This window comes from Roseateles sp. SL47 (genome assembly GCF_026625885.1).
GTDB lineage: Bacteria > Pseudomonadota > Gammaproteobacteria > Burkholderiales > Burkholderiaceae_C > Roseateles.
The window spans coordinates 6,096,400-6,120,111 of sequence record NZ_CP113068.1; the positions used below are offsets into that span (position 1 = coordinate 6,096,400).

Annotated in this window: 24 protein-coding genes and 1 other RNA gene; 4 read left to right on the forward strand and 21 right to left on the reverse strand. The window is 64.7% G+C overall.

The genetic code is table 11. The features are described from left to right. Positions 1-7: 7 nt before the first annotated feature. From OU995_RS26370 to OU995_RS26390, 5 genes are all read right to left on the reverse strand, one after another. Positions 8-1,783, reverse strand: coding sequence for a peptidoglycan D,D-transpeptidase FtsI family protein (locus OU995_RS26370; protein ID WP_267833126.1), 1,776 nt, complete (start codon positions 1,781-1,783; stop codon positions 8-10). Next, complete coding sequence (gene ftsL / locus OU995_RS26375; RefSeq protein ID WP_267833127.1) at positions 1,780-2,085, reverse strand: cell division protein FtsL; 306 nt, start codon at positions 2,083-2,085, stop codon at positions 1,780-1,782. The genes OU995_RS26370 and ftsL overlap by 4 nt, the downstream gene beginning before the upstream one ends. Continuing rightward, positions 2,085-3,080 (reverse strand): 16S rRNA (cytosine(1402)-N(4))-methyltransferase RsmH, encoded by a 996-nt coding sequence (gene rsmH, locus OU995_RS26380; RefSeq protein WP_267833128.1) that lies wholly within the window; start codon positions 3,078-3,080, stop codon positions 2,085-2,087. The genes ftsL and rsmH overlap by 1 nt, the downstream gene beginning before the upstream one ends. Further along, positions 3,080-3,520, reverse strand: coding sequence for a division/cell wall cluster transcriptional repressor MraZ (gene mraZ / locus OU995_RS26385; protein ID WP_232310015.1), 441 nt, complete (start codon positions 3,518-3,520; stop codon positions 3,080-3,082). The genes rsmH and mraZ overlap by 1 nt, the downstream gene beginning before the upstream one ends. Before the next feature lie 370 nt (positions 3,521-3,890). Beyond that, a complete protein-coding gene (locus OU995_RS26390) occupies positions 3,891-4,928 on the reverse strand; it encodes an MBL fold metallo-hydrolase (protein ID WP_420714906.1) in 1,038 nt (345 codons plus the stop codon). 287 nt (positions 4,929-5,215) lie between these two features. Here OU995_RS26390 and OU995_RS26395 point away from each other — a divergent pair, with 287 nt between their 5' ends. Then, entirely contained in the window at positions 5,216-5,917 is a 702-nt protein-coding gene (locus tag OU995_RS26395; RefSeq protein ID WP_267833130.1) for a TetR/AcrR family transcriptional regulator, read from the forward strand. A 178-nt stretch (positions 5,918-6,095) separates the two neighbouring features. Here the strand turns inward: OU995_RS26395 and OU995_RS26400 are convergent, their stop codons facing one another. Both OU995_RS26400 and OU995_RS26405 read right to left on the reverse strand, forming a co-directional pair. Further along, positions 6,096-7,076, reverse strand: coding sequence for a carbonic anhydrase (locus OU995_RS26400; protein ID WP_267833131.1), 981 nt, complete (start codon positions 7,074-7,076; stop codon positions 6,096-6,098). Positions 7,077-7,396: 320 nt separating this feature from the next. Continuing rightward, a complete protein-coding gene (locus OU995_RS26405) occupies positions 7,397-8,602 on the reverse strand; it encodes a multidrug effflux MFS transporter (protein WP_267833132.1) in 1,206 nt (401 codons plus the stop codon). A 188-nt stretch (positions 8,603-8,790) separates the two neighbouring features. On the opposite strand from OU995_RS26405, the gene OU995_RS26410 reads away from it, so the two are divergent. After that, positions 8,791-9,750, forward strand: a complete 960-nt coding sequence (locus OU995_RS26410; RefSeq protein WP_267833133.1) for a Gfo/Idh/MocA family protein — start codon at positions 8,791-8,793, stop codon at positions 9,748-9,750. Between the two features lie 24 nt (positions 9,751-9,774). Here OU995_RS26410 and OU995_RS26415 read toward each other — a convergent pair whose 3' ends face one another. The 5 genes from OU995_RS26415 to OU995_RS26435 form a co-directional block, all read right to left on the reverse strand. Continuing rightward, positions 9,775-9,978, reverse strand: a complete 204-nt coding sequence (locus OU995_RS26415; RefSeq protein WP_267833134.1) for a hypothetical protein — start codon at positions 9,976-9,978, stop codon at positions 9,775-9,777. A gap of 5 nt (positions 9,979-9,983) precedes the next feature. Continuing rightward, the gene (locus tag OU995_RS26420) at positions 9,984-10,385 is read right to left on the reverse strand and encodes a hypothetical protein (protein WP_267833135.1); all 402 of its coding nucleotides are present in this window, start codon (positions 10,383-10,385) and stop codon (positions 9,984-9,986) included. 308 nt (positions 10,386-10,693) lie between these two features. Next, positions 10,694-11,035 (reverse strand): hypothetical protein, encoded by a 342-nt coding sequence (locus tag OU995_RS26425; RefSeq protein WP_267833136.1) that lies wholly within the window; start codon positions 11,033-11,035, stop codon positions 10,694-10,696. Positions 11,036-11,202: 167 nt separating this feature from the next. Then, positions 11,203-12,123 carry a cysteine synthase A gene (gene cysK / locus OU995_RS26430; RefSeq protein ID WP_267833137.1) on the reverse strand — a complete coding sequence of 307 codons (921 nt, stop codon included), beginning with the start codon at positions 12,121-12,123 and terminating at the stop codon, positions 11,203-11,205. Positions 12,124-12,185: 62 nt separating this feature from the next. Further along, complete coding sequence (locus OU995_RS26435) at positions 12,186-12,683, reverse strand: GNAT family N-acetyltransferase (protein WP_267833138.1); 498 nt, start codon at positions 12,681-12,683, stop codon at positions 12,186-12,188. A gap of 113 nt (positions 12,684-12,796) precedes the next feature. Between OU995_RS26435 and rnpB the strand changes: the two genes are divergently transcribed. Continuing rightward, an RNA gene (gene rnpB / locus OU995_RS26440) (RNase P RNA component class A) lies at positions 12,797-13,135 on the forward strand. Between the two features lies 1 nt (position 13,136). Here rnpB and OU995_RS26445 read toward each other — a convergent pair. From OU995_RS26445 to OU995_RS26485, 9 genes are all read right to left on the reverse strand, one after another. Further along, positions 13,137-14,132: an FHA domain-containing protein gene (locus OU995_RS26445; RefSeq protein WP_267833139.1), complete on the reverse strand. Its 996-nt coding sequence runs from the start codon at positions 14,130-14,132 to the stop codon at positions 13,137-13,139. Further along, positions 14,114-15,715 (reverse strand): S1 family peptidase, encoded by a 1,602-nt coding sequence (locus tag OU995_RS26450; protein WP_267833140.1) that lies wholly within the window; start codon positions 15,713-15,715, stop codon positions 14,114-14,116. The genes OU995_RS26445 and OU995_RS26450 overlap by 19 nt, the downstream gene beginning before the upstream one ends. A gap of 12 nt (positions 15,716-15,727) precedes the next feature. After that, a complete protein-coding gene (gene pyrC, locus OU995_RS26455; RefSeq protein WP_267833141.1) occupies positions 15,728-16,762 on the reverse strand; it encodes a dihydroorotase in 1,035 nt (344 codons plus the stop codon). A 135-nt stretch (positions 16,763-16,897) separates the two neighbouring features. Continuing rightward, positions 16,898-17,632, reverse strand: coding sequence for an amino acid ABC transporter ATP-binding protein (locus OU995_RS26460; RefSeq protein WP_267833142.1), 735 nt, complete (start codon positions 17,630-17,632; stop codon positions 16,898-16,900). Positions 17,633-17,644: 12 nt separating this feature from the next. After that, positions 17,645-18,325, reverse strand: coding sequence for an amino acid ABC transporter permease (locus OU995_RS26465; protein WP_267833143.1), 681 nt, complete (start codon positions 18,323-18,325; stop codon positions 17,645-17,647). Position 18,326: 1 nt separating this feature from the next. Further along, positions 18,327-19,064: an amino acid ABC transporter permease gene (locus OU995_RS26470; RefSeq protein WP_267833144.1), complete on the reverse strand. Its 738-nt coding sequence runs from the start codon at positions 19,062-19,064 to the stop codon at positions 18,327-18,329. Between the two features lie 161 nt (positions 19,065-19,225). Continuing rightward, positions 19,226-20,119, reverse strand: coding sequence for an amino acid ABC transporter substrate-binding protein (locus tag OU995_RS26475; protein ID WP_267833145.1), 894 nt, complete (start codon positions 20,117-20,119; stop codon positions 19,226-19,228). Between the two features lie 125 nt (positions 20,120-20,244). After that, a complete protein-coding gene (locus OU995_RS26480) occupies positions 20,245-21,174 on the reverse strand; it encodes a LysR substrate-binding domain-containing protein (protein WP_267833146.1) in 930 nt (309 codons plus the stop codon). A gap of 80 nt (positions 21,175-21,254) precedes the next feature. Continuing rightward, positions 21,255-23,090, reverse strand: coding sequence for an ABCB family ABC transporter ATP-binding protein/permease (locus OU995_RS26485; protein ID WP_267833147.1), 1,836 nt, complete (start codon positions 23,088-23,090; stop codon positions 21,255-21,257). A 65-nt stretch (positions 23,091-23,155) separates the two neighbouring features. Between OU995_RS26485 and OU995_RS26490 the strand changes: the two genes are divergently transcribed. After that, a complete protein-coding gene (locus OU995_RS26490) occupies positions 23,156-23,584 on the forward strand; it encodes an acyl-CoA thioesterase (RefSeq protein ID WP_267833148.1) in 429 nt (142 codons plus the stop codon). Positions 23,585-23,712: the final 128 nt, after the last annotated feature.

The following is a 23,712-nucleotide window of genomic DNA, read 5'->3' on the forward strand; positions in this document are numbered from 1 at the left end:
TGCCCGCTTAAAAACTTTCATCCACGGCCTGGAGCTTCTGGGCCGCGACGATCTGTGGCTTGACTTCCAGGTCCGGCGGCTCGCCCAGCAGGCGCAGCGTTTGGGCCACCACCTGGCTGAACACCGGGCCGGCTACGGCACCGCCGAAATACTGGCCGTTTTTCGGCTCGTCCACCATCACCGCCACGATGATGCGCGGCTTGGAAATGGGGGCGATGCCCACGAACCAGGAACGGTATTTGTTGCTCGCATAGCCCTTGCCTTCCTGCTTGTGGGCCGTGCCGGACTTCCCGCCCACGCTGTAGCCGGGCACCATGGCCTGCGGAGCCGTGCCGCCGGGGCCGGCCGCCATCTGCAGCATTTCGCGGATCTGGGCTGCGGTCTTGGGCGAGAACACCTTGATGCCGGTCACCGGCTCGTCCGGTGACCGCTTGGTCATGGTGACGGGAATGATGTCGCCCTCGCGCGCAAAGACGGTGTAGGCGCGGGCCAGTTGCAGCAGCGAGGCGGACAGGCCATAGCCGTAGCTCATGGTGGCCTGCTCGATCGGCCGCCAGCTCTTGTAGGGACGCAACTTGCCGGTCACCGCGCCGGGGAAATTGATCTGCGGGCGCTGGCCCAGGCCGATCGCGGTGAACATGTCGTACATCTCGCGCGGCTGCATCATCAGGGCCATGCGGGCGGCGCCGATGTTGCTGGACTTCTGGATCACCTGCTGAACGGTCAGATCCCCGTGCGGATGTGAATCCGTCGGGGACCAGCCGGCAATCACCACGCTGCGGGGACCGGTGCTCAGCACCGTGTCCGGCCTCACGCGACCGGTTTCCAGCGCCAGGCCGGTGGTGAACGGCTTCATCGTGGAGCCGGGCTCGAAAACGTCGGTCAGCGCGCGGTTGCGCAGTTGCTCGCCGGAGAGATTGGTGCGGCGGCCGGGATCGTAGCTCGGATAGTTGGCCAGGGCCAGGACCTCGCCCGTGTGCACATCCAGCACCACCACCGAACCGGCCCGGGCGTTGTTCTCCGCCACCGCATCGCGCACCCGTTGATAAGCGAAGAACTGGACCTTGGCGTCGATGGAGAGCTCGATGTCCTTGCCGTTCAGCGCCGGCACCTGCTCACCGATGTCTTCCACCACCCGGCCCAGGCGGTCACGCACCACCGAGCGCGAGCCGTCGCGGCCCTGCAGGTCCTTCTGGAAGGCGAGTTCCACGCCCTCCTGGCCCTTCTCCTCGAGATTGGTGAAGCCGACGATGTGTGCAGCGGCTTCGCCTTCGGGATATTGGCGCTTGTATTCGCGGTCCTGGAAGATGCCCTTCAGACCCAGTTCCTTGATCTTGGCGGCGGTCTGGTCATCGGCCTGACGGCGCAGGTAGACAAAGCGGTTGGATGGGTCCAGCCGCTTCTCCAGCTCGGCGTAGGAGATGCCCAGAATCTTGGCCAGTTGGCGGCGCTTGTCCGGGTCGTTGTCCACGTCCTTGGGGAAGGCCCAGATGGACGGCACGGCCACGCTGGCGGCCAGCACCTGGCCGCTGCGGTCGCTGATCTTGCCGCGGCTGGCGGGCACTTCCATCTTGTGGGCGTAGCGTGCTTCACCCTGGCGCTGGAAGAAGTCTTCGCCAATCAGTTGAATGTAGGCGGCACGCCCCAGCAACCCGACGAAACCCAGGCCCACCAGGGCCACCAGGAAACGCGAACGCCACGGCGGCGTCTTGGACGCCAGCAGCGGGCTGCTGGAGTAACTGACACTGCGCGTGGCGGGGTTGGAGCGCTTGCGGCCGATCATGGCGACGCTCCGGCCGTCCGGGGTGCGCTGGCGCCTTGCGCCGGGGCCTCCGGGTTGAAGGTGATGGCCGGCGTGATGGGGCGCATCTTCAGCCGCTCACGCGCCACCTGCTCCACCCGGAGATTGGTGGCCTGGGCCTGACGGTCGGCCAGCAGCTTCTGATAATCCGCATCCAGCCGGCGGGCTTCGGTTTGCGACCGGTCCAGCTCGGTGAACAGACGGCGCGCTTCATAGGCGCTGCGCACCATGTAGATGCCGGACGCCAGCACAGCCGCCATCAGGATCAGGTTCAGACGCGTCATCAGCGCCGCCCTCCCCGCCGCTGCTTGCCGGTGGATTCAGGGGCCGGTGGCGGCAGCGGGGCATCGGTACGTTCCGCCACCCGCAAAATGGCCGAGCGTGAACGCGGATTGGCCCGCACCTCACCCTCCGAGGGCTTGATGCGGGCAATGGCCGTCAGCGCCAGCGGCTTGGGGGCCGCAAACGGCGCACGGCGATCGACTTCATCCTTGCTGTGGGCGGTGATGAAGTTCTTGACGATGCGGTCTTCCAGCGAATGGAAGCTGATGATAGCCAGCCGCCCCCCCGGCACCAGCCGGGCCAGTGCGGCATTCAACCCCTGCTGCAGCTCCTCAAGCTCGGCGTTGACGAATATCCGTAAAGCCTGAAATGTGCGCGTTGCAGGATCCTGGCCCGGTTCGCGGGTTTTGACCGCACCAGCCACGACTTGGGAAAGCTCGGCGGTGCTTCGTACAGCACGCCCGCTTTCCCGGCGAGCAACAAGCGCCTTTGCAATCGGCAGAGCAAACCGTTCTTCCCCATAGTCGCGAATCACCGTGGCGAGTTGAGTGACATCCGCCCGCGCCAGGAACTCGGCGGCACTTTCGCCGCGCGTGGTGTCCATGCGCATGTCCAGCGGGCCATCGAAGCGGAAGCTGAAGCCCCGCTCCGGGTTGTCGATCTGTGGACTGGAAACACCCAGGTCCAGCATGACGCCGTGCACCTGGTTGACGTGAAGAGCATCCAGCTGCGCCGCCATGTCGGCAAACGGGGCGTGGCAGATGGAGAAACGCGGGTCATCGACCCGCGTCTGACCGGACGTGGCGGCCGCGACCGCTTCCGGGTCGCGGTCGATGGCAATCAACCGCCCCGGGTCGGACAACCGTGAAAGCAGCAGACGTGAGTGGCCCCCGCGGCCGAAAGTTCCGTCCACATAGATGCCGGCGGGATCGTTCAGGACGCCATCAACCGTTTCCTGCAGCAGGACGGTGGTGTGGGTGAAAGGGGTGGCGCTCATCAGAAGCTGAAATCCTTGAGCGCATCCGGCAGTTCGGACTGCATGACGGCGGCTTCGTGGGCGGCATAGGCTTGCGCGTCCCACAGTTCAAAGTGGCTGCCCATCCCGAGCAGCATGACGTCTTTCTGGAGGCCTGCGGCCGCGCGGAGCTCGGGGGCGACGAGCACGCGGGCGGCGGAGTCGATCTCGACATCCTGCGCATTGCCCAGAAACACACGCTTCCAGCCGGCGGCGGACATGGGCAGTGCGGCCACACGATCGCGGAATTGCTCCCAGGCTGGACGGGGGAAGACCATGAGGCAGCCTTCCGGGTGCTTGGTGAGCGTGAGCTCACCGTTGCACAGTGCTTGCAGGACTTCGCGGTGCCGTGCAGGGACGGTCAAGCGCCCCTTGGCGTCCAACGCCAAGGCACTCGCCCCTTGAAACACGACATTCGCCACTTTGCCCCACCAAATTGCACTTTCTCCCACTTTAATGGCGGCCAGTGCTCCGGTCAAGAAAATCCGGCGTTTTTCCCAATCAAATCAACTACTTAGCTTCGGTTCTGAAGCGATCCACAAAAACAAAAGTCCTTCAAAATGAAGGACTTAAATAGGGCTGTGCAAGTGATGGATCAACTAAAACTCAGGATGTACCAACAAGAAACAATCGCCGAGTCGGGCAACCGCGACCCAGCGATGGTCAACCTTGCGGATCACTGCCCCTACTTCACACCGTCTCATGACAAGTTCGGGCAATTGACGGCAAAAGGGGGACAAACTGACATTTTTGTCAACTCGGTGTCGCCCCTGAGGTCCGACAGAGGGCCGCTCAGACGGGCGCCTGCCACCATGCGTCCGTGGCGGCCGGCTGATGGATGTCCACAGGGGCGCCCATGATGGGCGTCACCAGTTCCACCGACCGCAGCCGCGCCAGCGCCTGGATACGCTCGAACGGGTCCTGCCAGCGGTGCATGGCCAGGTCGAAGGTGCCGTTGTGGATGGGCATCAGGCGGCGGCCACGCAGATCCAGGTGGGCTTGCAGCGTCTGCTCCGGCTGCATGTGGACATAGGGCCAGCGGGCGTCGTAGGCGCCGGTTTCCATCAACGTCAGGTCGAAACCGCCGAAGCGCTCGCCGATGGCCTTGAAGCCGTCGAAATAGCCGGTGTCCCCGCTGAAGAAAATACGCAGGCCGGCGTCTTCAATGACCCACGAGGCCCACAACGTGCTGTTGCGGTCCCACAGGCTGCGGCCGGAGAAATGCTGAGCCGGGGTGGCGGTCAGGGTCACACCGGAGACGGTCGTGGCCTGCCACCAGTCCAGTTGCTGCACCTTCTCGGCCGGCACACCCCAGTCGATCAAGCGCTGGCCCACCCCCAACGGCGTCAGGAAATGCCGCACCTTGGGCGCCAGCGCCTTGACGGTGGCTTCGTCCAGATGGTCGTAGTGGTCATGGGACAGGATCACCGCCTCCAGTTCCGGCAGGTCCGACAGCGCCATCGGTGGTGCATGGAAGCGCTTGGGGCCAGCGAAGGAGAACGGCGAAGCCCGCTCGGAGAACACCGGATCCGTCAGCCAGAAGCGGCCTTGCAGCTTCAGCAGCACGGTGGAATGACCCAGGCGAAACAGCGTGCGGTCCGGCGCGGCCAGCAACTGGGCCTGGGTGATGGGCTGGACCGGGACCGCCTGCCCGGTGGTGGGCATGGTGCCAGCGGGCTTGCGGAACATCACATCCCAGAACAGCCCCAGGGTCTTCCAGAAGCCCTGCTTGGGCTCGACGGCAGCGTTGTGGAACTTGCCATCGGCGTCGCGGCGGTAACCGGCTGACGAAGCGCTGGCCGACGCTCCAACGACCACTGATGCGCCCATCGACGCGCCCGGCCGTGCAGCCGATGACAAGTCGCCACTGGACCCAGGGGCCGCGTCCACAGGGGCGACGCTGGGGTGCCGGGGGGCAGAGAGAGAAACAGTCACAGCAACAACTCCCACAAAACAGATCAGGGCCGCCGACGCACGGCGGATGGCAGAACGGGACATCGGCACTCCGGACGACTGGCCTTGACACTTGCCCAAACAAGTGCACTACACAGTGTAGTTTCGGATGCAGTGTAGGCAGGGCCACCCAAAAAGTAAACTCCCGCGTGTAACATAGGCCCATGTGCCCCGACCTGCCCCTGTCCGCTTCCAACACCGCCCCCGCCCCCGCCTCCGCCTCCGGCTCTGCGGCCGGGGACGCGAGCCCGCTTCGCCTGACCGACCGCAAGCGGCAAGCCATCGTGGACGCGGCCATTGCCGAGTTCCGGGAATACGGCTTTGAGGTGGCCAACATGGACCGGATCGCGGCCCGGGCGCAGGTCTCCAAGCGCACCGTCTACAACCACTTCTCCGGCAAGGACGCTCTGTTCGAAGCCATCGTGGAGCGGCTCTGGTCTTCCACCAAGGACGATGTGGAAGTGCCCTATCAACCCACGCAGCCGCTCCGGCCGCAGTTGATGGCGCTGATCCAGAAAAAGCTGGGGATGATGAATGACGAGCAGTTCATCAACCTCGCGCGGGTGCTGATTGCGGAGGCCATCCACACCCCGGAGCGGGCGCGCGAGATGCTGGCCCGGCTGGGCAGCCGGGAAGAAGGGGTCACCGTCTGGGTGCGGGCTGCCGTCGAGGATGGGCGCTTGAATGCGCCCGATCCGGTCTTTGCGTCCGCCCAACTTCAGGCGCTGGTAAAGGGCTTTGCCTTCTGGCCGCAGATCACCATGGGGCAGCCGCATCTGACTGAAGCGGAGCAGCAACGGGTGGCGGCCTCCACCGCCGACCTGTTCCTGCGCAGCTACGCGGCGGCGCGCGAGACCAGCCCGTGAGGCGCGCAGGCGCCCCGGCGCGGTCCGCTCTCGAAGCAAACACACGGCATCACCCTGAGCCCAACGGATCCGTGCCGGACGGGCAACACGCCGCTGCTTGCCGCACGTGCGCCTGATTCACGGCCAGGGCCGCCGAAGGGCGCCGAGGGCCGCCGAGGGCCGCCGAGGGCCGCGAGCTTCAGTTGGACTCTTTGATCAACCGGCCGGACCCCGCCTGCAACGGGCGGGCATTCATCGGATAGAGCCGCGAGAAGATGGAAATCTGTTGGGTGGAGAGTTGCACCGGTTGGCGAAGCACCATCCACAACACGCCTTCGCTGCAGGGCGGCACGGTCAATGAGCCCATGTAGGTGAAGTAGGCCTTGTCCTTGGGCAGCAGTTGGCCCAGGTCGATGGTGACGGGTGCGTCGTAGCTCTCGCCGCGCTCCAGCGGCAGATAGTTCCAGATGGTCTGGATCAGCGGCTGGTCCTGCCCCCGCTCCAGCAGCACGGCGATCACGGCCAGCCGGCCGTCGGCGTCCTTGTGCACCAGGTGGGCCACCATGTCGTATTGACGGCCGTTGATGCGTTCTTCGCTGGGGCGGTGGAAGTGGAACTGCTGCAGTTCAAAGCGACGCCCCATGATCTCGATGAAGTTGCCGGACGACACGTTGACTTGGATGGTGTGCCCGTTGTCCACCACGGAGAACCGGCTGGCGTGATAGTCGAACCGGATGGCTTCCTGGTCCACCCGGATGGTGTCGCGGATGTCGATCGGGCTTTGCCGGGTCCCAATGGCGCATTGACGCCATTCAGGCAACAGCTGGCCCCAGCGGTCCGGGCCATTCTCACCGGTGTAGGACCAATGCGGCTCCGGCCGAGCGGCCGAGGCGGCCACGGCGACGGACGGCAGCGTGGTGGACTTGCCAGCGCCGCGACGCGGGCGGTCGTCCTTGTCCTTGGTCTCCTTGCCGTCCTTGGCACCCTTGGCGCCTGCACCCTGCTTGGTGCTGCTGCTGATGTCCTCTTTCAGACGCTCGGCGAGCCGTTGGCGGAGTTGCTCCGGCGATTCTTCCGCCTGGGCATGCGCACGGGGCAGCGCGCCCATCGCCAGGGGTAGCGCTGTGCAGACAGCAATCAGGGCAGACAGCCAGCGACGGCCACCAGCAATGGACAACATGGCAAGACTCCGGACGGCGAGCGGCTCCTGTTGGGGAACAGGGCCCAAAGGGCGACAAGTTGACGCCGCATTCCTTATTGTCGGCAACGCGGCTGGCGACTTGAGTGGGTTGAGTTCGCAGAACGGCACAACCAGTGCACGGCGCGGCTCCAAGTGGGCATCACCACGGACTTCCTGAACCCGCAGCGAGTCCAATGATCGGGATGATCGGGATGACCCGGATTGGCCAGATGACCTGGATCCCCCGAAGCGCTCGGAGCGCTCGAAGCGCCTGAAGCGTAGGAAGCCTCCGAAGCGTGCGACGCCATCAACGCGCCTGCTCAGAGCATCTCGCGCCGGATCCAGACCCAGGCGCCCAGCCCGATGCACAACAAGCCGGTGGAGGCCAGCGCCAGCACCAGCGTGGAATGCATCACCAACGGCACCAGCACACCGGCCACCAGCCCGTTCGCCGCGCTGCCCACACACGCCTGCAGCGACGACGCCATGCCGCGCCGTTCCGGCGCCTGGTCCAGCACCATCAAGGTCACCACCGGCACCATCAGCGCCCAGCCGAAGGCGAAGCCGCCGATCAGCGGAAAACTCCACCAGGCACTCAGCGGCAACAGCAGGTTGCCCGCAATGTTGAGCAGCGAGGTGGACACCATCACCAGAAAGCCATGGCGGATCTGACGGCTGGGGGGAATGCGTCCCGCCAGCCGTCCGCTGAGCCAGGCCCCACCCATGATGCCGCCGATGGTGAAGAGGAAGAAGATGAAGAACTGCGTCGGCGCCAGGCCCAGATGCTCACCGAGGAACACCGGTGCCGCCAGCACATAGAGGAACATGCCATTAAACGGAATGCCGCTGGCCAGCGTGAGAAGCAGGAAGCGCCGGCTGCTGAACAAGCTGGCATAACCCCGCATCAGCGCCCGCACGTTGAACGGCTGCTTGTGATCCTTGTGCAGGGTTTCCGGCAGCAGCCGCCAGTTGGAGACGAACAGCAGCGCACCCACCAGGCTGAGGAACCAGAAGATGGCGTGCCAGTCGGCATGTGCAAACAAGAAACCACCGATCATCGGTGCGATGGCGGGCGCGAGGCCGAAGAAGATCGTCACCTGGGACATGACACGCTGCGCCTCGGAAGGCGGGAACATGTCACGGATGATGGCGCGAGACACCACCACCCCTGCGCCGGCCGACAGGCCCTGCACCACCCGCCAGAACACCAACTGGCCGATGCTGCCCGCCAGCGCGCAACCCACCGATGCAAGCGTGAACACCGCCATGCCGGCCAGCACCACCGGGCGGCGCCCGAAGCTGTCGGACAGCGCGCCGTGGAACAGGTTCATCACCGCAAAGCCAAGCAGATAACCGGACAGCGTCTGCTGCATTTCCACCGGTGTTGCATCCAGGGCATGCGCAATGCCGGAGAAGGCAGGCAGGAAGGTATCGATGGAAAACGGCCCCACGGTGGCCAATGCCGCCAGAAGGATGGAAAGCGCCCAGCGGGGGGCGCGCCAAAGTTGGCTGGCTTGTGGATTCATGCGGGGATGACCTGCAACATGGGGGTCATAGGCCGACAGCCGCACAAGAAGTGCGCATGTCGCCCATGCAATCAAATGGGGAGTCAGATGGCGGATAAGCGGCGCACGGCAGTGTAGCGGCCGCCCCTACACTGCGACGGTTTTGGGGGCGAGGAGCAACAGGCGTGCCGGGCGTTTTGAGCATTGGGGTGATTGGACTTGGCGTGATGGGTCAGCGGATGCTGGCGCGTCTGGCCGGTCACGGCCGTCTGCGGGTGACCCGTGTCTGGGACGAGAACCCGGAGGTGATGGCACAGGCCCTGGGGCATTACCCGCTGTTGCGGGCCGCGAGCAGTGCGCAGGCGCTGATGCAGGAGCCGGGGCTGCATGGGGTGTACATCGCCACGCCGCCCGACTCCCACATGCCGCTGACGGCGCAGGCATTTGATGCTGGGCTGGCGGTGCTGTGCGAGAAGCCGTTGACCACGGATTTCGAGGCGGCCAAAGCCGCGATTTCGCGCATCCAGCGCGAGCAGCAGCGGGCTGCGGTGAACTATTCATTGGCGTCCTCCACTGGGCTGGCGGCATTGCAGCTGGCGTTTGGTGTGGGGGCTCGCCGCACGCTGGGCACGCTGCAGGAAGTGCGGATCGAAGCCCGGTTTTCCACCTGGCCGCGCCCCTGGCAGAGTGGCGCAGGCCGTTGGCTGGCGCAGCGAGGGGAAGGCGGGTTCACACGTGAGGTGTTGTCTCACTTCGTGTTTGTGCTGCAGCGGGTGCTGGGCCCGGCGGAGGTGATCGCCAGCCGGGTGACCTGGCCGGACGATGGCGTGAGCGCCGAGACAGGCCTGGAAGCCGAATTGGTGGCCGCCGGAGTGCCGGTGACCATCCGCGCCGGCATCGGCGGCGAGAAGGTCGACGACAACCGCATGTGGTGGCGCGCCACCGAAGGCGAAGTGGAACTGAAGGACTGGTTCGGCGTGACGCAGCAGCGGCAGGGCGAACGTGTGCAAAGCCTGGGCGATGCGGACATGCTGCGCATGACCGGCATGAATGATCAGCTCAACCATTGGTCGGCGATGCTGGAAGGCCGCTCACACAGCCTGCCAGGGTTTGCGGAAGCGCTGGCCGTGCAGCGGACGATCGAGCGCTTGTTGCTGGGCGTGGGCTGAAGGCTGCACCGATTTCGCATCCCCTCAGGGGGCAAACAGTGAGGCCCGTGTTCCTGGCAAAGCGGCAAGAAGGCGCTTCAACATCTCTGGATCATCGGCGAACACGGTCATCCAGACACTCCAGAAACCTTTGGCTTCTGCGGAATCGACGATTTGCTCCCGCATTTCATCGCAAGGACATCGGGCCAAGCGCTCCTTCGCGCGTTTGGCTCGGTCCCAGGCTTCCATTCGATTCAACCATCGACGGTCGGAGGCTTCAGCCGTATCAGCTTGCCGGCTCCTCCTTGGGCTGGCGCGATGACCCCAGACCGGCTGCCAGGCGCTCCATTTCCAGAAAGGCGTGATAGGCGATATGCGTCCAACTGAGACGTTGGGCGATCACTCTCCACATTGTCGTGGAGCGTCCAAAGTCGCCCCGCGCCGTAATACAGCAACAGCGGCAGATCGGGACTTTCTCCGGACTTCAATCGAGTTCGATCATTGACACCCAACTGAACGAATTTCTTGGCTTTTCCGCCGCGGTCGCCCATCTCTCGGCGCCATGTCAATGCAGTCGAACCAATATCGACCGTGGCTTCCAGCGCCACGTCGTCCATCTGCTCCCTGAATACCTGACCCTGCTTCTGGGTAAACACCGCTCGCGCATCCGCTGCCTTGATGGTTCCCCCACCCGTCGGCAGCCTGGCCCCTTGAAATAGGTATTCAGCAGCATGGCGGCAGCATCGAGCACTGTGGTCTTGCCCTTGCCGTTATTGCCAATCAAGACGGTGAATTGAGGATGGAACTAAAACCTTGCCTGCTCGTAGCGGCGAAAGTTGGTCAGCGCAATCTGTTGAATCTTCATGGGTGGAACGCGACGTGAGATCGGGCCGTTGTGCTGGGCTCAGGACCCGGACAAGGGAGAAGAGCGTCGAAGACCTCGAAGCGCCGTCCGATGATCTCTTCAGTGGCCCACGCCCACTGTGGCCGCTCGCCCGCGACCGGCCTCACGCTCCTCACGAGTGCGGCGCGATCGGCCCATCAGCCACATGAACACAAGCGCCGTGAGCAGCATGCCGCTTGCGCCAGCCTGCCAGAAGATCACGCTCCACACCACGTCCGGCTGATTCAACAGTCGCCAGGTGGTCTGCACGATCACCACGCCGTCCGCACCGAACACCCAGTGCAGCACCCCGGCCCAGAGGCTCAGGCCCAGCAGCAGGCTCAGCGCAAAGAACAGGACCAGACGGCCGAGGAACAGGCGGGCGCAATAGGCCCAGGGATCGTCGTAAGGGCGGAGACTCATGGGGGGCTTCACGAGGGCGGTCTTGGGACATTCTGGCGACGGTCTGGCAGCGAGCGGTCGCGCACCACACCGTCGGCAGCAGAGGCTCGAGTCAGTTCGAGCGCCTGCTCAGTGGTTCCAGTGGCACAAAGGTGCGGTCCGGCCCATACGACAGCCCCCTCCCCCGCTCACGTCGGCAGGAAGCCTTCCACCGACAGGTAGCGCTCACCCGTGTCGTAATTGAAGCCCAGCACCCGGGGCTTGTCGCCCAGCTCCGGCAGCTTCTTGGCGATCGCCGCCAAGGTGGCACCACTGGAGATGCCCACCAGCACCCCTTCTTCACGTGCGCTGCGGCGAGCGAATTCCCGGGCCTCTTCGGCTTCCACCTGGATCACTCCGTCCAGCAGTTCGGTGTCCAGGTTCTTCGGGATGAAGCCGGCGCCAATGCCCTGGATCGGATGCGGGCTCGGTGCGCCACCACTGATGACGGGAGACGCCGCTGGTTCAACGGCAAACACCTTGAGCTGGGGCCAGGCCTTTTTCAGCACCCGCGCACACCCGGTGATGTGGCCGCCCGTCCCCACGCCGGTGATCAGCACGTCCAGGCCCTCGGGGAAATCTTCCAGAATCTCCTGGGCCGTGGTGCGCACATGCACATCGACATTGGCACCGTTTTCGAATTGCTGCGGGATCCAGGCGCCAGGCGTCTGGGCGGCCAGCTCTTCTGCCCGCGCAATCGCGCCCTTCATGCCCTTCTCACGCGGGGTCAGGTCAAAACTGGCGCCATAGGCCAGCATCAGCCGGCGGCGTTCGACGGACATGCTGTCCGGCATCACCAGCACCAACTGGTAGCCCTTCACCGCCGCCACCATGGCCAGACCCACGCCGGTATTGCCAGAGGTCGGCTCGATGATGGTGCCGCCAGCCTTGAGCAGGCCGCGTGCTTCCGCGTCTTCCACCATCGCCAGTGCGATGCGGTCCTTGATGGAACCGCCGGGGTTGCTGCGCTCGGATTTGATCCAGACCTCCGCAGAACGATCAGCAAAAAGGCGCTGGAGGCGGATGTGGGGCGTGCGGCCGATGGTGGCCAGGACGTTGTCTGCTTTCATGGGAGCTTCCTGCAATGAGGCCCCCATGCTAGGGCCTATTGGCACGACGACAAGGGGTCGCGTCAGCTGGTCAACCGCTTTTCCATGAAGACCACCCCCGGATCGGTGGCATGTGGCCCGAACGGCTCGCGCCGGTCATAGCCCATGCGTTCATACAGCGCCAGCGCTTCGGCCTGGTGCGCGCCGGCCTCCAGCCGCACCAGCGGGATGCCTTTGGCACGCAAATGCGCTTCGAGCTGTTCCATCAGCGCCTTGGACAAACCCCGCCCCCGGAACTGCGGATGGACAAACATCCGCTTGATCTCCCCATAGGGTTCGGACGGGTCGTCCTTCACCACCTGCACAGCGCCACAACCGGCCAGCCATTCCGCCAGCCAGACACCCAGGAAAAGCTCCTGGGCAGGCGCTGATGCAGGCGAAGGGGATGGAGGCGCCTGAGACCCCGGCAATGAGCCCAAACGCTCACCTTCCCGCTGGGAAGACGACACCATCGAGGCATCGAACTGCGCCAGCAGGGATTGGGCCGCCTGGCTGCGGGGGTCAAGGGCTACGATCTGCATGGCCTTCATTGGCAATTTCCGTTCCCACCGCATACGCGGGCTCAGGCCCGGATCTGCCAGCCAACTCATGCCCGGCCAGGCAGACACCTGGCGTCCCCTACAATCCCCCCTGTGAAGCAAGCCAGACCGCCGCTGGTGAAATCGTGGAAACACGGCACTGGAGGAAGGTCCGGACTGCATAGAGCGGCGTAGCAGCTAACGGCTGCCCGGCGTAAGCCGAGGATCAGAGCAACAGAGACGAGTCGGACGGGGCCTGCCCCGTCCGGGTGAAACGGGCAATCTCTACGCGCAGCAACACCAAGTAGGCCAGCGTTGATGCGGCTCGCAGAGCTGGCGGGTAGGTGGCACCGAGCCGTGGCAGTGATGCCCGGCCCAGAGGAATGGCGGTCACACAGGCAGGCCCGCAAAGGCCCGCCTGTGCACAGAATCCGGCCTATCGGCTTGCTTCACACTTTATTCATCATCGCCGGACAGCTGTTCCTGGTCATTGCGCTTGCGAGCCTGCTGCTGCAGCGGGGCTTCCAACCGCTCCAGCGATTCGACGAAGCTGTCCACCGGCTTGGGCGACACCATCCGCACGGCCGGCGGCGGCAAGGCGCTCAGGTAGCTGGGGCCGAGCCAATACTGCTGCTCGGTCCGCCGCCCGACGGTCAACGCCAGGCCCACCACCGCGAGCGCCCCGATGGCCACGGCCAGCCGACGACGGGGCCGGGGCCACACCACCGAGGCATGCCACCACAGCAGCACCGCGCCACCGATGGACAGGGTCAAGGGCTCCAGCGCCATCAAGCGCGACCAGGAGAAGGCATAGGCCAGCAGTGGCAAGGCCACATCCACCACCTGCAGCACCAGACTCACCACCAGCGCCCGCCAGAGGTGGGCACCGAAGGCAAACCAGTGCCGGAAGACTTGCGTCACCAAGGCCCAGGCAGCCGCCCACGCCAGAGCCAGGCCCAGGGGCACCAGCACGCCACTGACCGTGTCCACCCAGCTGGGGGTGCCGTCCGTGAGCGACCAGTTGGTCAGCCACAGCAGCAACAGCCAGACCGCCAGCATCACCGGCAGCGCCCACGCCGGACGCGCATCCCGACGCTGCGGCTCCTCCGAGCGGGTCAGCGGACGTTCTTCGGGCAGCGGGTCCAGCGCGGTCCGCAGCCGCAGGCGGGTGCTGCCCAGCTGCACGGTGGATGCCGACGTCCAGTTCGCCGTGGCCCCTGGGGCCAGACGTTGGCCATCCACCCAGCCGCCGTTGCGGCTGTCCAGCAGTTCAAGACGGGCGCCCTCGTCCGCCCAGTGCAGGCGCGCATGGGCGCCGGCCAGATGCGGGTCCGACAACACCAGGTCGGCGGACGGCGCCCGGCCAATGGTCAGCGGCCACTGGCGAACCTTGTGAATCTCCCGGCAGTGACCCTCGCGGTCCAGGATCTCGATTACCGCGGCGTGGTCCATGCGAATCCTTGCAGATAGTGGCGCGTCAGCCGGGTGGCATTGGCAAAGCTGACGCCGCGGGCGTCAAAGCGGCCCAGGGCGCCTTCGGTGGCGGCATCCACGTTGGTCACCAGCACCGACACGTCATACAGCCCTTCCAGCTTGCGGTAAGCCCGCATGCAGGCCACGGCCCGCAGCGGCGGCCCCTCCTTCTGCTGAACAAAGTCTTCGGTGCAGTAGGGGGCGGTGCGGTCGCGGTCGGCGCCGCCGAGGCGTTCGTTCTGGAAGCTGGCTGAGAACTGGCGGGAGAAACGCAAGGCGCCGAGCGTGCTGCCGTCATAGGCTTCTTCGGTGACGCTCAGATAGCCGGTCTGCAGCGCTTCACTGATGAACAGCGCCTGCTCCATCCGGCATTGGGTGCGCTGCATCTGCAGGCCTTGTGCATCGGCCGGCGATGCACTGCCCCAGCAGCGCATGTACTGCTCTTGCGGAATCGGCAGGCGGTAGCGCGGGTGGTCCATGCTGCGCCAGGGCTGAGCCAGGAAGTTGCGCACCAGTTCGTCCTGGTAGGCCATCACCTGCTCCCGCAGCCGCGGCCAGGCCGGGCCCTTGAGCGGCGCCGACGTGCGGCTGCGTGCCAGCAGTGCCGCCGCGTGGCCGCCCGGCACCAGGAAGCTCATCTGCTGGGAGAAGAACATGGTGGAGACATTCACCCCCACCACTTCGCCCTCTTCATCCAGCACTGGGCCGCCGCTCATGCCGGGATTGATGGAGCCGGAGTAGTAGATGAGCGGGTCGAAGCTGCGCTCCACCAGCCCGTTGTAGGTGCCCTCCACCACCGCAAAGGCCACATCATGCGGATTGCCCATCGAATAGATGCGCTCTCCCTTGTCCAACGGCCGGTCTGCCGGCCGGAAGGGCAAGGCGGCAGCGGTCATGCGACGGATCAGCTCCGGCTGGCCGACCAGCCGCAGCAGCGCCAGGTCGCGGCGCACATCCACATCCAGCAGTTCCAGGTCTCCGCTTTCTCCATCCGGCGTGGAGAACTGCAGGTGATAGCGCTCCGGCTCCAGCGCATGCTGGCTCACGACGTGATAGTTGGTGATGACCAGGCCGTCGGCGGTCACCACAAAACCGGACCCGACCGAGGCCTGGCTGCCGTTGAGCAGCGTGCGGACCTGCAGCAACTGGGCGCGGGCCCGGTCGTACAGCCGGCGGGCGCTGGCGGAGAACTGGGCGGGGTGCTTGTCCGGCGAGAGCGCCTTGGCGCCCGATGCAGGACCGCCTGATGCAGGCGCACCAGACGCAGGAGCACCCGACGCGGGAATGCCCGAAGCAGGTATGCCGGCGGGAAGTTTGGCACCAGCAGCGGCACCAGCAGCGGCACCAGCAGTGACACCAGCGGCCCCACCACGGCCATCACTGGCCGAAGGTGCCACGGGCGACGCCGCCTGCAGGCTGCCACTCAGGCACAGGCCGATCAGCAGCCATCGCACTGATCGCTCCAGACGGGCGTGGCCTGCCATCCGGGCATTCCCGGCCATCCGGGTCATCCGGGTCATCCGGGTCATCCGGGTCATCCGGGTCATCAAGGCAGTGAACATGGGAGACCCCCTTCAGTCCATCCGCCAGTGCATCACTTCACCGCCACGCAGCGGTTTGAGCTGGGCGGCTTCACCAAACGGGACGGCCTCGGGCAGCGTCCAGTCGGTCTTGCGCAGGGTCACCCGGGTGGTGTTGCGGGGCAGGTGGTAGAAGTCGGGGCCGTGGAAGCTGGCAAAGGCTTCCAGCTTGTCCAGCGCGCCTGCGGCTTCAAAGGCTTCGGCATACAACTCCAGCGCCGACAGCGCGGTGAAGCAGCCTGCGCCGCAGACCGAGTTTTCTTTCATCACCGAGGCATGCGGCGCACTGTCGGTGCCGAGGAAGAACTTCGGGCTGCCGGAGGTGGCCGCCTGGACCAGGGCCAGGCGGTGCTCTTCCCGCTTCAGTACCGGCAGGCAATAGTAGTGAGGACGCAAGCCGCCCATGAAGATGGCGTTGCGGTTGTAGAGCAGATGCTGCGGCGTGATGGTGGCACCGGTGAAACGGTCCGCCTCCGTCACATAATGAGCGGCTTCCTTGGTGGTGATGTGTTCAAACACCACCTTCAGCTCCGGGAAGTCCTTGCGCAGCGGGCGCATGATGCGGTCCACGAAGACGGCTTCGCGGTCGAACACATCGACCTCGGGGTCGGTCACCTCTCCATGCACCAGCAGCAGCAGGCCGGCCTTCTGCATGGCTTCCAAGGTGGCGTAGGTCTTGCGGATGTCTGTGACGCCGTGGTCGCTGTTGGTGGTGGCACCCGCCGGATACAGCTTGAGCGCCACCACACCGGCGGCCTGAGCCGCAGCGATGTCGTCGGGTGTGGTGCGGTCGGTGAGATACAGCGTCATGAGCGGCGTGAAGTCCACGCCGGCCGGCACGGCCGCCAGGATGCGCTCCCGGTACGCCTGGGCCTGAGCCGCCGTGGTGATGGGCGGCTTCAGGTTGGGCATCGCAATCGCACGGGCGAATTGGCGGGCGGTGTAGGGGACCACACTCTGCAGGGCCGCGCCATCGCGCAGGTGCACGTGCCAGTCGTCCGGACGGATCAGGGAAAGGGTGTCGCTCATGGCGGAAGATTGTCGCACTGCCCACTGGAGCGCGTGGCTGCAAGCAACAAAGTGCCGGCACCTTCCGGTACGGGCACTTTGAAACGCCCTGCCACGCTGGGGTGGTGGGCGCTGCACGATTCAGTGCTTCAACCCTCAGTGCTGCAGGATCTTGTTCAGGAAGTCCTTGGCGCGCGGCGAGCGTGCGTCCGGATTGCCAAAGAACTCTTCCTTGGTGCAGTCCTCGATGATCTTGCCGGCGTCCATGAAGATGACGCGGTTGCTCACCTTGCGGGCAAAGCCCATTTCGTGCGTCACGCACATCATGGTCATGCCTTCATTGGCCAGTTGCACCATCACGTCCAGCACTTCGCCGACCATTTCCGGGTCCAGCGCCGAGGTCGGTTCGTCAAACAGCATGACGATCGGGTCCATCGACAGCGCACGGGCAATGGCCACGCGCTGCTGCTGGCCACCGGACAACTGACCGGGGAACTTGTCCTTGTGGGCCATCAGGCCCACGCGGTCCAGCATCTTCAGGCCACGCACCTTGGCGTCGTCCTTGCTGCGGCCCAGCACCTTGATCTGCGCCAGCGTCAGGTTGTCGGTCACCGACAGATGGGGAAACAGCTCGAAGTGCTGGAACACCATGCCCACGCGCGAGCGCAGTTTGGGCAGGTTGGTCTTGGGGTGGGTCAGGCTGGTGCCGTCCACCACGATGTCGCCGGCCTGGATCGGTTCCAGCGCATTCACCGTCTTGATCAGCGTGGACTTGCCCGAACCGGACGGTCCACACACCACCACAACCTCGCCCTTCTGGATCTTGGTCGTGCAATCGGTCAGCACCTGGAAGGGGCCGTACCACTTGGAGACATTCTTGATTTCAATCATGGCGCAAGGACCTCAGCGAATGATGGCGATCTTCTTCTGCAGCCGGCGGACCAGCATGGACAGGCTGAAGCAGATGACGAAATAAACGGCGGCAACGGCCAGATAGGTTTCGACCGGACGGTTGAAGTTCTTGCCAGCCACCTCAAAGCCCTTGAGCAGGTCGTAGGCGCCAATGGCATACACCAGCGACGTGTCCTGGAACAGCACAATGGTCTGGGTGAGCAGCACCGGCAGCATGTTGCGGAAGGCTTGCGGCAGCACCACCAGGCTCATCGTCTGGCGGTAGTTCATGCCCATGGCATAACCGGCAAACACCTGGCCCTTGGGCACCGACTGGATGCCGGCCCGCATGATCTCGGAGTAGTAGGTCGCCTCGAACAGCGTGAAGGTGATCAGCGCGGTGGTTTCCGGCGCGAAGTTGCTCCAGCCCAGCGCCGCCGTGGCGAAGGGAAGCAGCAAATACACCCACAGGATCACCATCACCAGCGGAATCGAGCGCAGGGTGTCGACATAGATGGCGGCAGGCGCCTCCAGCCACTTGCGGCCGGACAGGCGCATCATCGCCAGCAGCGTCCCGAGCAGGATGCCGCCGATCATGGCCATCAGCGTCAGCTGGAAGGAGAAGATGAGGCCCTTGGAGACAAAGGCCCTCAGCACATCCCAGGTGAGGAAGGAAAAATCCAGTTGGGTCATGTCACTTGGCCCCCAGGATGCCAGGCACCCGCACATAGGCCTCGATCAGCTTGGCCACCCGGTTGATCACATAGGCCGACACGAAATAGAGCAAGGTCACCGGCAGGAAGATCTGCACAAAGCTTGACTGCTCCGACGACTGCAGCGCGAACTGCGTCAGGTCCGGGATGCTCACCGCAAACGCCACGGCCGAGTTCTTGACGATGTTCATGCTTTCGCTGGTGACCGGCGGGATCACGATGCGGAAGGCCATCGGCAGCAGCACATATCGGTAGGTCTGCGGCAGTGTCAGGCCGAGGGCCTGGCCCGCGTAGCGTTGGCCCTTGGGCAGGGTCAGAATGCCGGCCTTGACCTGCTCCGCAATCCGGGAGGAGGTGAACAGGCCGATGGCGCAGACCATCAGCACCGACGGCGGCACGGCCTGCAGCGGCGAAAAGATCTGCGGCAGCACGTGATACCAGATGAACAGCTGGACGATCAGCGGGATGTTGCGGAAGAGCTCCGTCCAGGCCTCCCCGAACAGCGCAAGTTTTCGGTTCGGCACCGTGCGCAAAATGCCAATCAGTGCACCGGCCACCAAGGCCACCAGCAGACCCAGGACCGAGATGGTCATGGTCCACCCCCAGGCGTGCACCATGGCATCCAGGTAGGTTTCGTAACCCTTCGCGCCGAAACACTTCGGCGCGAGCTCTTCGGTCACCATGTCTGTGCAGTACAGCTGCCAATCCCAACTCGGCATGGCTTGCTCCCATCCATCCATACAAAAAGGGCCACCCTTCAACGCGGCCCCATCAACGGCCCCCTCGACGCTTGCGACAAGGCGCCCCGCAGGGCGCCTTGAGGTTCAGCCGAAGGGGCTTACTTCTTCGCGATTACTTCCTGGCGCTCACTTCCTGGCGCTCACTTCTTGGCATATTCCTCGACCGGCTTGTCATTCGGGTTCGTCCAGGCCGCCTTCGTGGCTTCGGAAGCCGGCATGTTCAGCTTGGCATTGGCCGGGGGGATCGGCTGCACGAACCACTTGTCGTACAGCTTGGCGATGTCGCCGGACTTCATCAGGCCCTTGATGCTGTCGTCCACCGCCTTCTTGAAGGCAGGGTCGTCCTTGCGGATCATGATGGCGATCGGCTCGACCGACAGGGTTTCACCCACGATCTTGTAGTCCGCCGGAGCCTTGGACTTGGCGATGTTGCCGGCCAGGATCTGGCCGTCCATCACAAAGGCGTCCGCCCGGCCGGATTCCAGCAGCAGGAAGCTGTCGGCGTGATCCTTGCCCAGCACTTCCTTGAAGTCCACCCCCGTGGCGCGCTCATGCTTGCGCAGCAGCTGCACCGAGGTGGTACCGGTGGTGGTGGCCACGGTCTTGCCGTTGAGTTGAGCGATGGAGGTGATGCCGGAATTGGCCTTCACCGCGATGCGCACTTCCTCGACGTAGGTGGTGACCGCAAAGGCCACGTCCTTGGCGCGGGTGGCGTTGTTGGTGGTGGAGCCGCATTCGATGTCCACAGTCCCGTTTTGCACCAGGGGCACGCGGTTCTGCGAGGTCACCGGCAGGTACTTGATGTCCAGCTTGGCCAGGCCCAGCTGCTTTTGTACATCAGCCAGCACGCGCTGGCAGATTTCAACGTGGTAGCCCACGTACTTGCCATCGCCCAGGGTGTAGGACAGTGCGCCGGAGGACTCGCGCACACCCATCGTGACGCTGCCCGAGTCCTTGATCTTCTTCAGCGTATCGGCCTGGGCCACACCGGCCAGTGCGGCGCCAAGGGCCAGGACAAGCATTGCCTTTTTCATAAGTGCTCCTGCAAATTCGGAATCGAATTGTGTCTGTGAACGGGCGAAGCAGACCACGCGGGCGCCGTCTGCTGGATAGGGAGTATTACGCATCTGCAACCCCTGCGGCGAGAGACATGCAGGATTCATGCCGCAGAGTCTCTTGCCTGGGTGAGGAACGACCACAGGGCCTGAGCCACGGGCTTGACACGACGCGTGGTGGCCTGACGTTCGCGGTACATGCGCAGTTCCATATTCAATTCATAGTGGCCGGGCTCCGCCGCCCGGACCAGCCGGCGCGCCTTGACTTCCTTCTTCACCGAGCTGGCCGGAAGGAAGGCCAGCCCGTGGCCTTCCAGCGCCATCGCCTTGAGGCTTTCGGCCATGTCCGTCTCAAAGACGGATTCCAGGTTCAGCGGCAGCGCGGCGTCCTTGACGATCAACTCCACCAGGCGCCCGAGGTAGGCACCGGAGGCGTAGCTCAAAAATGGGATTTTCTGCCCGGGATGGCCGGTGATGCGGAACATCGGCGCCCCCGCCGCGTCCGCCTTCGCATAGGCGGACAGGGTTTCGTGTCCGAGGGAGACGGACTCGTAACGCTCCGGATCCAGTTGCAGCGGCTGGCTGGGGTGGTGATAGACCACCAGCAGGTCGCAATTGCCTTCGCTAAGTTGCAAGGTAGCGTCGTGCACATTCAAAGCGTTGAGCCGGCACTTGACCTCGCCAAACCGCTGGCGCAGCTCCATCAACCAGTGAGGGAAGAAGCTGAAGGACAAGGAGTGGGGAACGGCAAACTCGATCATGTCCTGACCGGCCGACTGGTGGCTGCGCAGCATGTTGCGCGTGGCTTGCAGGTTGCCCAGCAGGTCCACCGCCTGGCCGAGCAGGGTCTCGCCGGCCGCGGTGAGGCGGGTCGGGTAGGACGAACGGTCTACCAGATCCACGCCCGCCCAGGCCTCCAACGCCTGGATGCGCCGCGAGAACGCGGGCTGCGTCACATGCCTCAATTGAGCCGAGCGGGAGAAGCTGCGCGTCTCCGCCAAACTCACAAAATCTTCAAGCCACTTGGTTTCCACGAGGCGGGATTATGCCCGGGGGCCAGAGGGTCTGCAGGCACCGATGGCCGCACACACGGCTGGCCATCGGCGCTGGCGGTTCAGGCGGTGGTGGGGGCCTGGTTGTCCTGCTGCATGGACCACATCTGGGCATAACGCCCCTGTTGGGCCAGCAAGCGGGCGTGGGTGCCGCGCTCCACGATCTGTCCGTGTTCCATCACCAGGATGTCGTGGGCATCCACGATGGTGGACAGGCGGTGGGCGATCACCAGCACCGTCTTGTTCTGGGCCGCTGCTTCCAGTTCGGCCTGGATGGCCCGCTCGTTGCGGGAGTCCAGGGCGGAGGTGGCTTCGTCGAAGATCAGGATAGGCGGGTTCTTCAACAGGGTGCGGGCAATCGCCACCCGCTGCTTTTCCCCACCGGACAGCTTCAGGCCGCGTTCGCCCACCATCGTCTGATAGCCCTGCGGCAGGCTGCTGATGAAGCTGTGGATGTGAGCGGCCCGGGCGGCCGCTTCCACCTCCTCCATGCTGGCTTGCGGCCGACCATAGGCGATGTTGTAGGCGATGGTGTCGTTGAACAGCACGGTGTCCTGCGGCACGATGCCGATGGCACGGCGCAGGCTCTGCTGCGTCACCTCGCCCAGCGGCTGCCCGTCGATGGTGATGCGGCCGCCGTCCACGTCATAGAAGCGGTAGAGCAGCCGTGCAAGCGTGCTTTTGCCGGAGCCGCTCGGGCCCACCACCGCCACCTTGCGACCGGCCGGAATCTCGAAGGACACGCCCTTGAGAATCGGACGGTCCGGCTCATACGAAAACACCACATCCTCGAACCGCACCGCCGCCCCCTGCACCTGCAGCGGCCGGGCCTGCGGCGAATCCGCCACTTCCCGCTCCTTGGCCAGCAGCGCAAACATCTTGTCCAGGTCGGTCAGGCTCTGCTTGATCTCGCGGTAGATCACGCCCAGGAAATTGAGCGGGATGTAGAGCTGGATCATGAAGGCATTGATCATCACCAGGTCGCCCAGGCTCATGTGGCCTGCCACCACGCCCTGGGTGGCCCGCCAGAGCATGGCCACCAGCGCCGCCGCGATGATCACCTGCTGGCCACTGTTCAGCAATGACAGTGTGGTCTGGGACTTGAGCTGCGCTCGGCGCAGTTGCTCCAGGCTCTGGTCATAGCGGGCGGCTTCGAAGTCCTCGTTGTTGAAGTACTTCACCGTCTCATAGTTCAGCAGCGAATCGATGGCCTTGCTGTGGGCCACCGAGTCCAGCTCGTTGAGCCGGCGCCGGAATTGCGTCCGCCACTCGGTGATCATCACGGTGAAGCCGATATAGAACACCAGGGCCGCCCCGGTGATCCAGGCAAACAACGCATCGAATTTCACCGCCAGCAGGCTCAGCACCAGCACCACCTCCACCAGCGTCGGGAAGATGCTGTAGAGCGAATAGGAGATGAGCGAGTGCACCGCGCGGGTGCCGCGTTCGATGTCCCGCGTCATGCCGCCGGTCTGGCGCTCCAGATGGAAGCGCAGGCTCAGGTCATGCAGATGGCGGAACACCTGCAGCGAAATGCTGCGGGAGGCGCCTTCGGTGGCCTTGGCGAAGATCAGCTCGCGGGCCTCGGTGAACAAGGAGGTGCACAGGCGCAGCAGCCCATACGCCACCAGCAGGCCCACCGGCACCACCAACAGGGCCTGGGCGCCGCCGGGCTGGACGTCCAGGCTGTCCACCAGCCGCTTGAGCAGCAGCGGCACACTCACATTGGCGAATTTCGCCCCGATCATGAATGCCAGCGCCAGGCCCACCCGCCAGCGATAGCGCCAGAAATAGGGCAGCAGCCGGCCAATCGTCCGCCAATCGCCCCGAGGTGATGGATTGGCGTCGCTTCTGGGCGAAGAGGGAACAGGGTTGGGCAATGAAGAAGACCGGCGCATGGGTTGGGTCGTGTGCTCTGGCGCGTGCTGGACGACAATGGCGCCCATTCTCACCGTTGCCGACCATGAGCACCTCCACACCCACGCAAAACGACCAACTGCCATCGGCAGACGCCCTGGGCCCGCGCGAGCTGGTGATGCGGGTCATGCCCATGCCGGCCGACGCCAACGGCAATGGCGACATCTTTGGCGGCTGGATCATGGCCCAGGTGGACCTGGCCGGGTCGGTGCTGCCGCTGCGCATTTCGCGCGGTCGGGTGGCCACGGTGGCGGTCAATGAATTCATCTTCAAGCAGCCGGTGTCGATCGGAGACCTGCTGAGCTTCTATGCCGAGGTCAAACGCATCGGCCGCACCTCCATCACGGTGCATGTGGAGGTGTTTGCCGAGCGCAACCCGGCCAACCCCCATGTGGTGAAGGTCACGGAAGCCAACCTCACCTATGTGGCGATCGACCGGGAAGGCAAGCCGCGGGCGTTTGCCGTGCAGGCATGAGCCTTGTGAGGCTGTGGTGATCGAGGGATCTCGCTGATTTCCAACTGATTTTGTATCCGGACCAAGGGGCAGGTATCCAGGGCCTCCCTTTGGGACATTCACTCCCCCAGGCGGCCCTGCAGTATGAA

What these genes read in the sequence shown, in the direction of transcription:
- OU995_RS26370 (WP_267833126.1), bottom strand. Translation starts at nt 1,783, where the DNA reads ATGATCGGCCGCAAGCGCTCCAACCCCGCCACGCGCAGTGTCAGTTAC.
- ftsL (WP_267833127.1), bottom strand. Translation starts at nt 2,085, where the DNA reads ATGACGCGTCTGAACCTGATCCTGATGGCGGCTGTGCTGGCGTCCGGC.
- rsmH (WP_267833128.1), bottom strand. Translation starts at nt 3,080, where the DNA reads ATGAGCGCCACCCCTTTCACCCACACCACCGTCCTGCTGCAGGAAACG.
- OU995_RS26390 (WP_420714906.1), bottom strand. Translation starts at nt 4,928, where the DNA reads ATGGGCGCATCAGTGGTCGTTGGAGCGTCGGCCAGCGCTTCGTCAGCC.
- OU995_RS26395 (WP_267833130.1), top strand. Translation starts at nt 5,216, where the DNA reads ATGTGCCCCGACCTGCCCCTGTCCGCTTCCAACACCGCCCCCGCCCCC.
- OU995_RS26400 (WP_267833131.1), bottom strand. Translation starts at nt 7,076, where the DNA reads ATGTTGTCCATTGCTGGTGGCCGTCGCTGGCTGTCTGCCCTGATTGCT.
- OU995_RS26405 (WP_267833132.1), bottom strand. Translation starts at nt 8,602, where the DNA reads ATGAATCCACAAGCCAGCCAACTTTGGCGCGCCCCCCGCTGGGCGCTT.
- OU995_RS26415 (WP_267833134.1), bottom strand. Translation starts at nt 9,978, where the DNA reads ATGGAAGCCTGGGACCGAGCCAAACGCGCGAAGGAGCGCTTGGCCCGA.
- OU995_RS26425 (WP_267833136.1), bottom strand. Translation starts at nt 11,035, where the DNA reads ATGAGTCTCCGCCCTTACGACGATCCCTGGGCCTATTGCGCCCGCCTG.
- cysK (WP_267833137.1), bottom strand. Translation starts at nt 12,123, where the DNA reads ATGAAAGCAGACAACGTCCTGGCCACCATCGGCCGCACGCCCCACATC.
- OU995_RS26435 (WP_267833138.1), bottom strand. Translation starts at nt 12,683, where the DNA reads ATGCAGATCGTAGCCCTTGACCCCCGCAGCCAGGCGGCCCAATCCCTG.
- OU995_RS26445 (WP_267833139.1), bottom strand. Translation starts at nt 14,132, where the DNA reads ATGGACCACGCCGCGGTAATCGAGATCCTGGACCGCGAGGGTCACTGC.
- OU995_RS26450 (WP_267833140.1), bottom strand. Translation starts at nt 15,715, where the DNA reads ATGTTCACTGCCTTGATGACCCGGATGACCCGGATGACCCGGATGACC.
- pyrC (WP_267833141.1), bottom strand. Translation starts at nt 16,762, where the DNA reads ATGAGCGACACCCTTTCCCTGATCCGTCCGGACGACTGGCACGTGCAC.
- OU995_RS26460 (WP_267833142.1), bottom strand. Translation starts at nt 17,632, where the DNA reads ATGATTGAAATCAAGAATGTCTCCAAGTGGTACGGCCCCTTCCAGGTG.
- OU995_RS26465 (WP_267833143.1), bottom strand. Translation starts at nt 18,325, where the DNA reads ATGACCCAACTGGATTTTTCCTTCCTCACCTGGGATGTGCTGAGGGCC.
- OU995_RS26470 (WP_267833144.1), bottom strand. Translation starts at nt 19,064, where the DNA reads ATGCCGAGTTGGGATTGGCAGCTGTACTGCACAGACATGGTGACCGAA.
- OU995_RS26475 (WP_267833145.1), bottom strand. Translation starts at nt 20,119, where the DNA reads ATGAAAAAGGCAATGCTTGTCCTGGCCCTTGGCGCCGCACTGGCCGGT.
- OU995_RS26485 (WP_267833147.1), bottom strand. Translation starts at nt 23,090, where the DNA reads ATGCGCCGGTCTTCTTCATTGCCCAACCCTGTTCCCTCTTCGCCCAGA.
- OU995_RS26490 (WP_267833148.1), top strand. Translation starts at nt 23,156, where the DNA reads ATGAGCACCTCCACACCCACGCAAAACGACCAACTGCCATCGGCAGAC.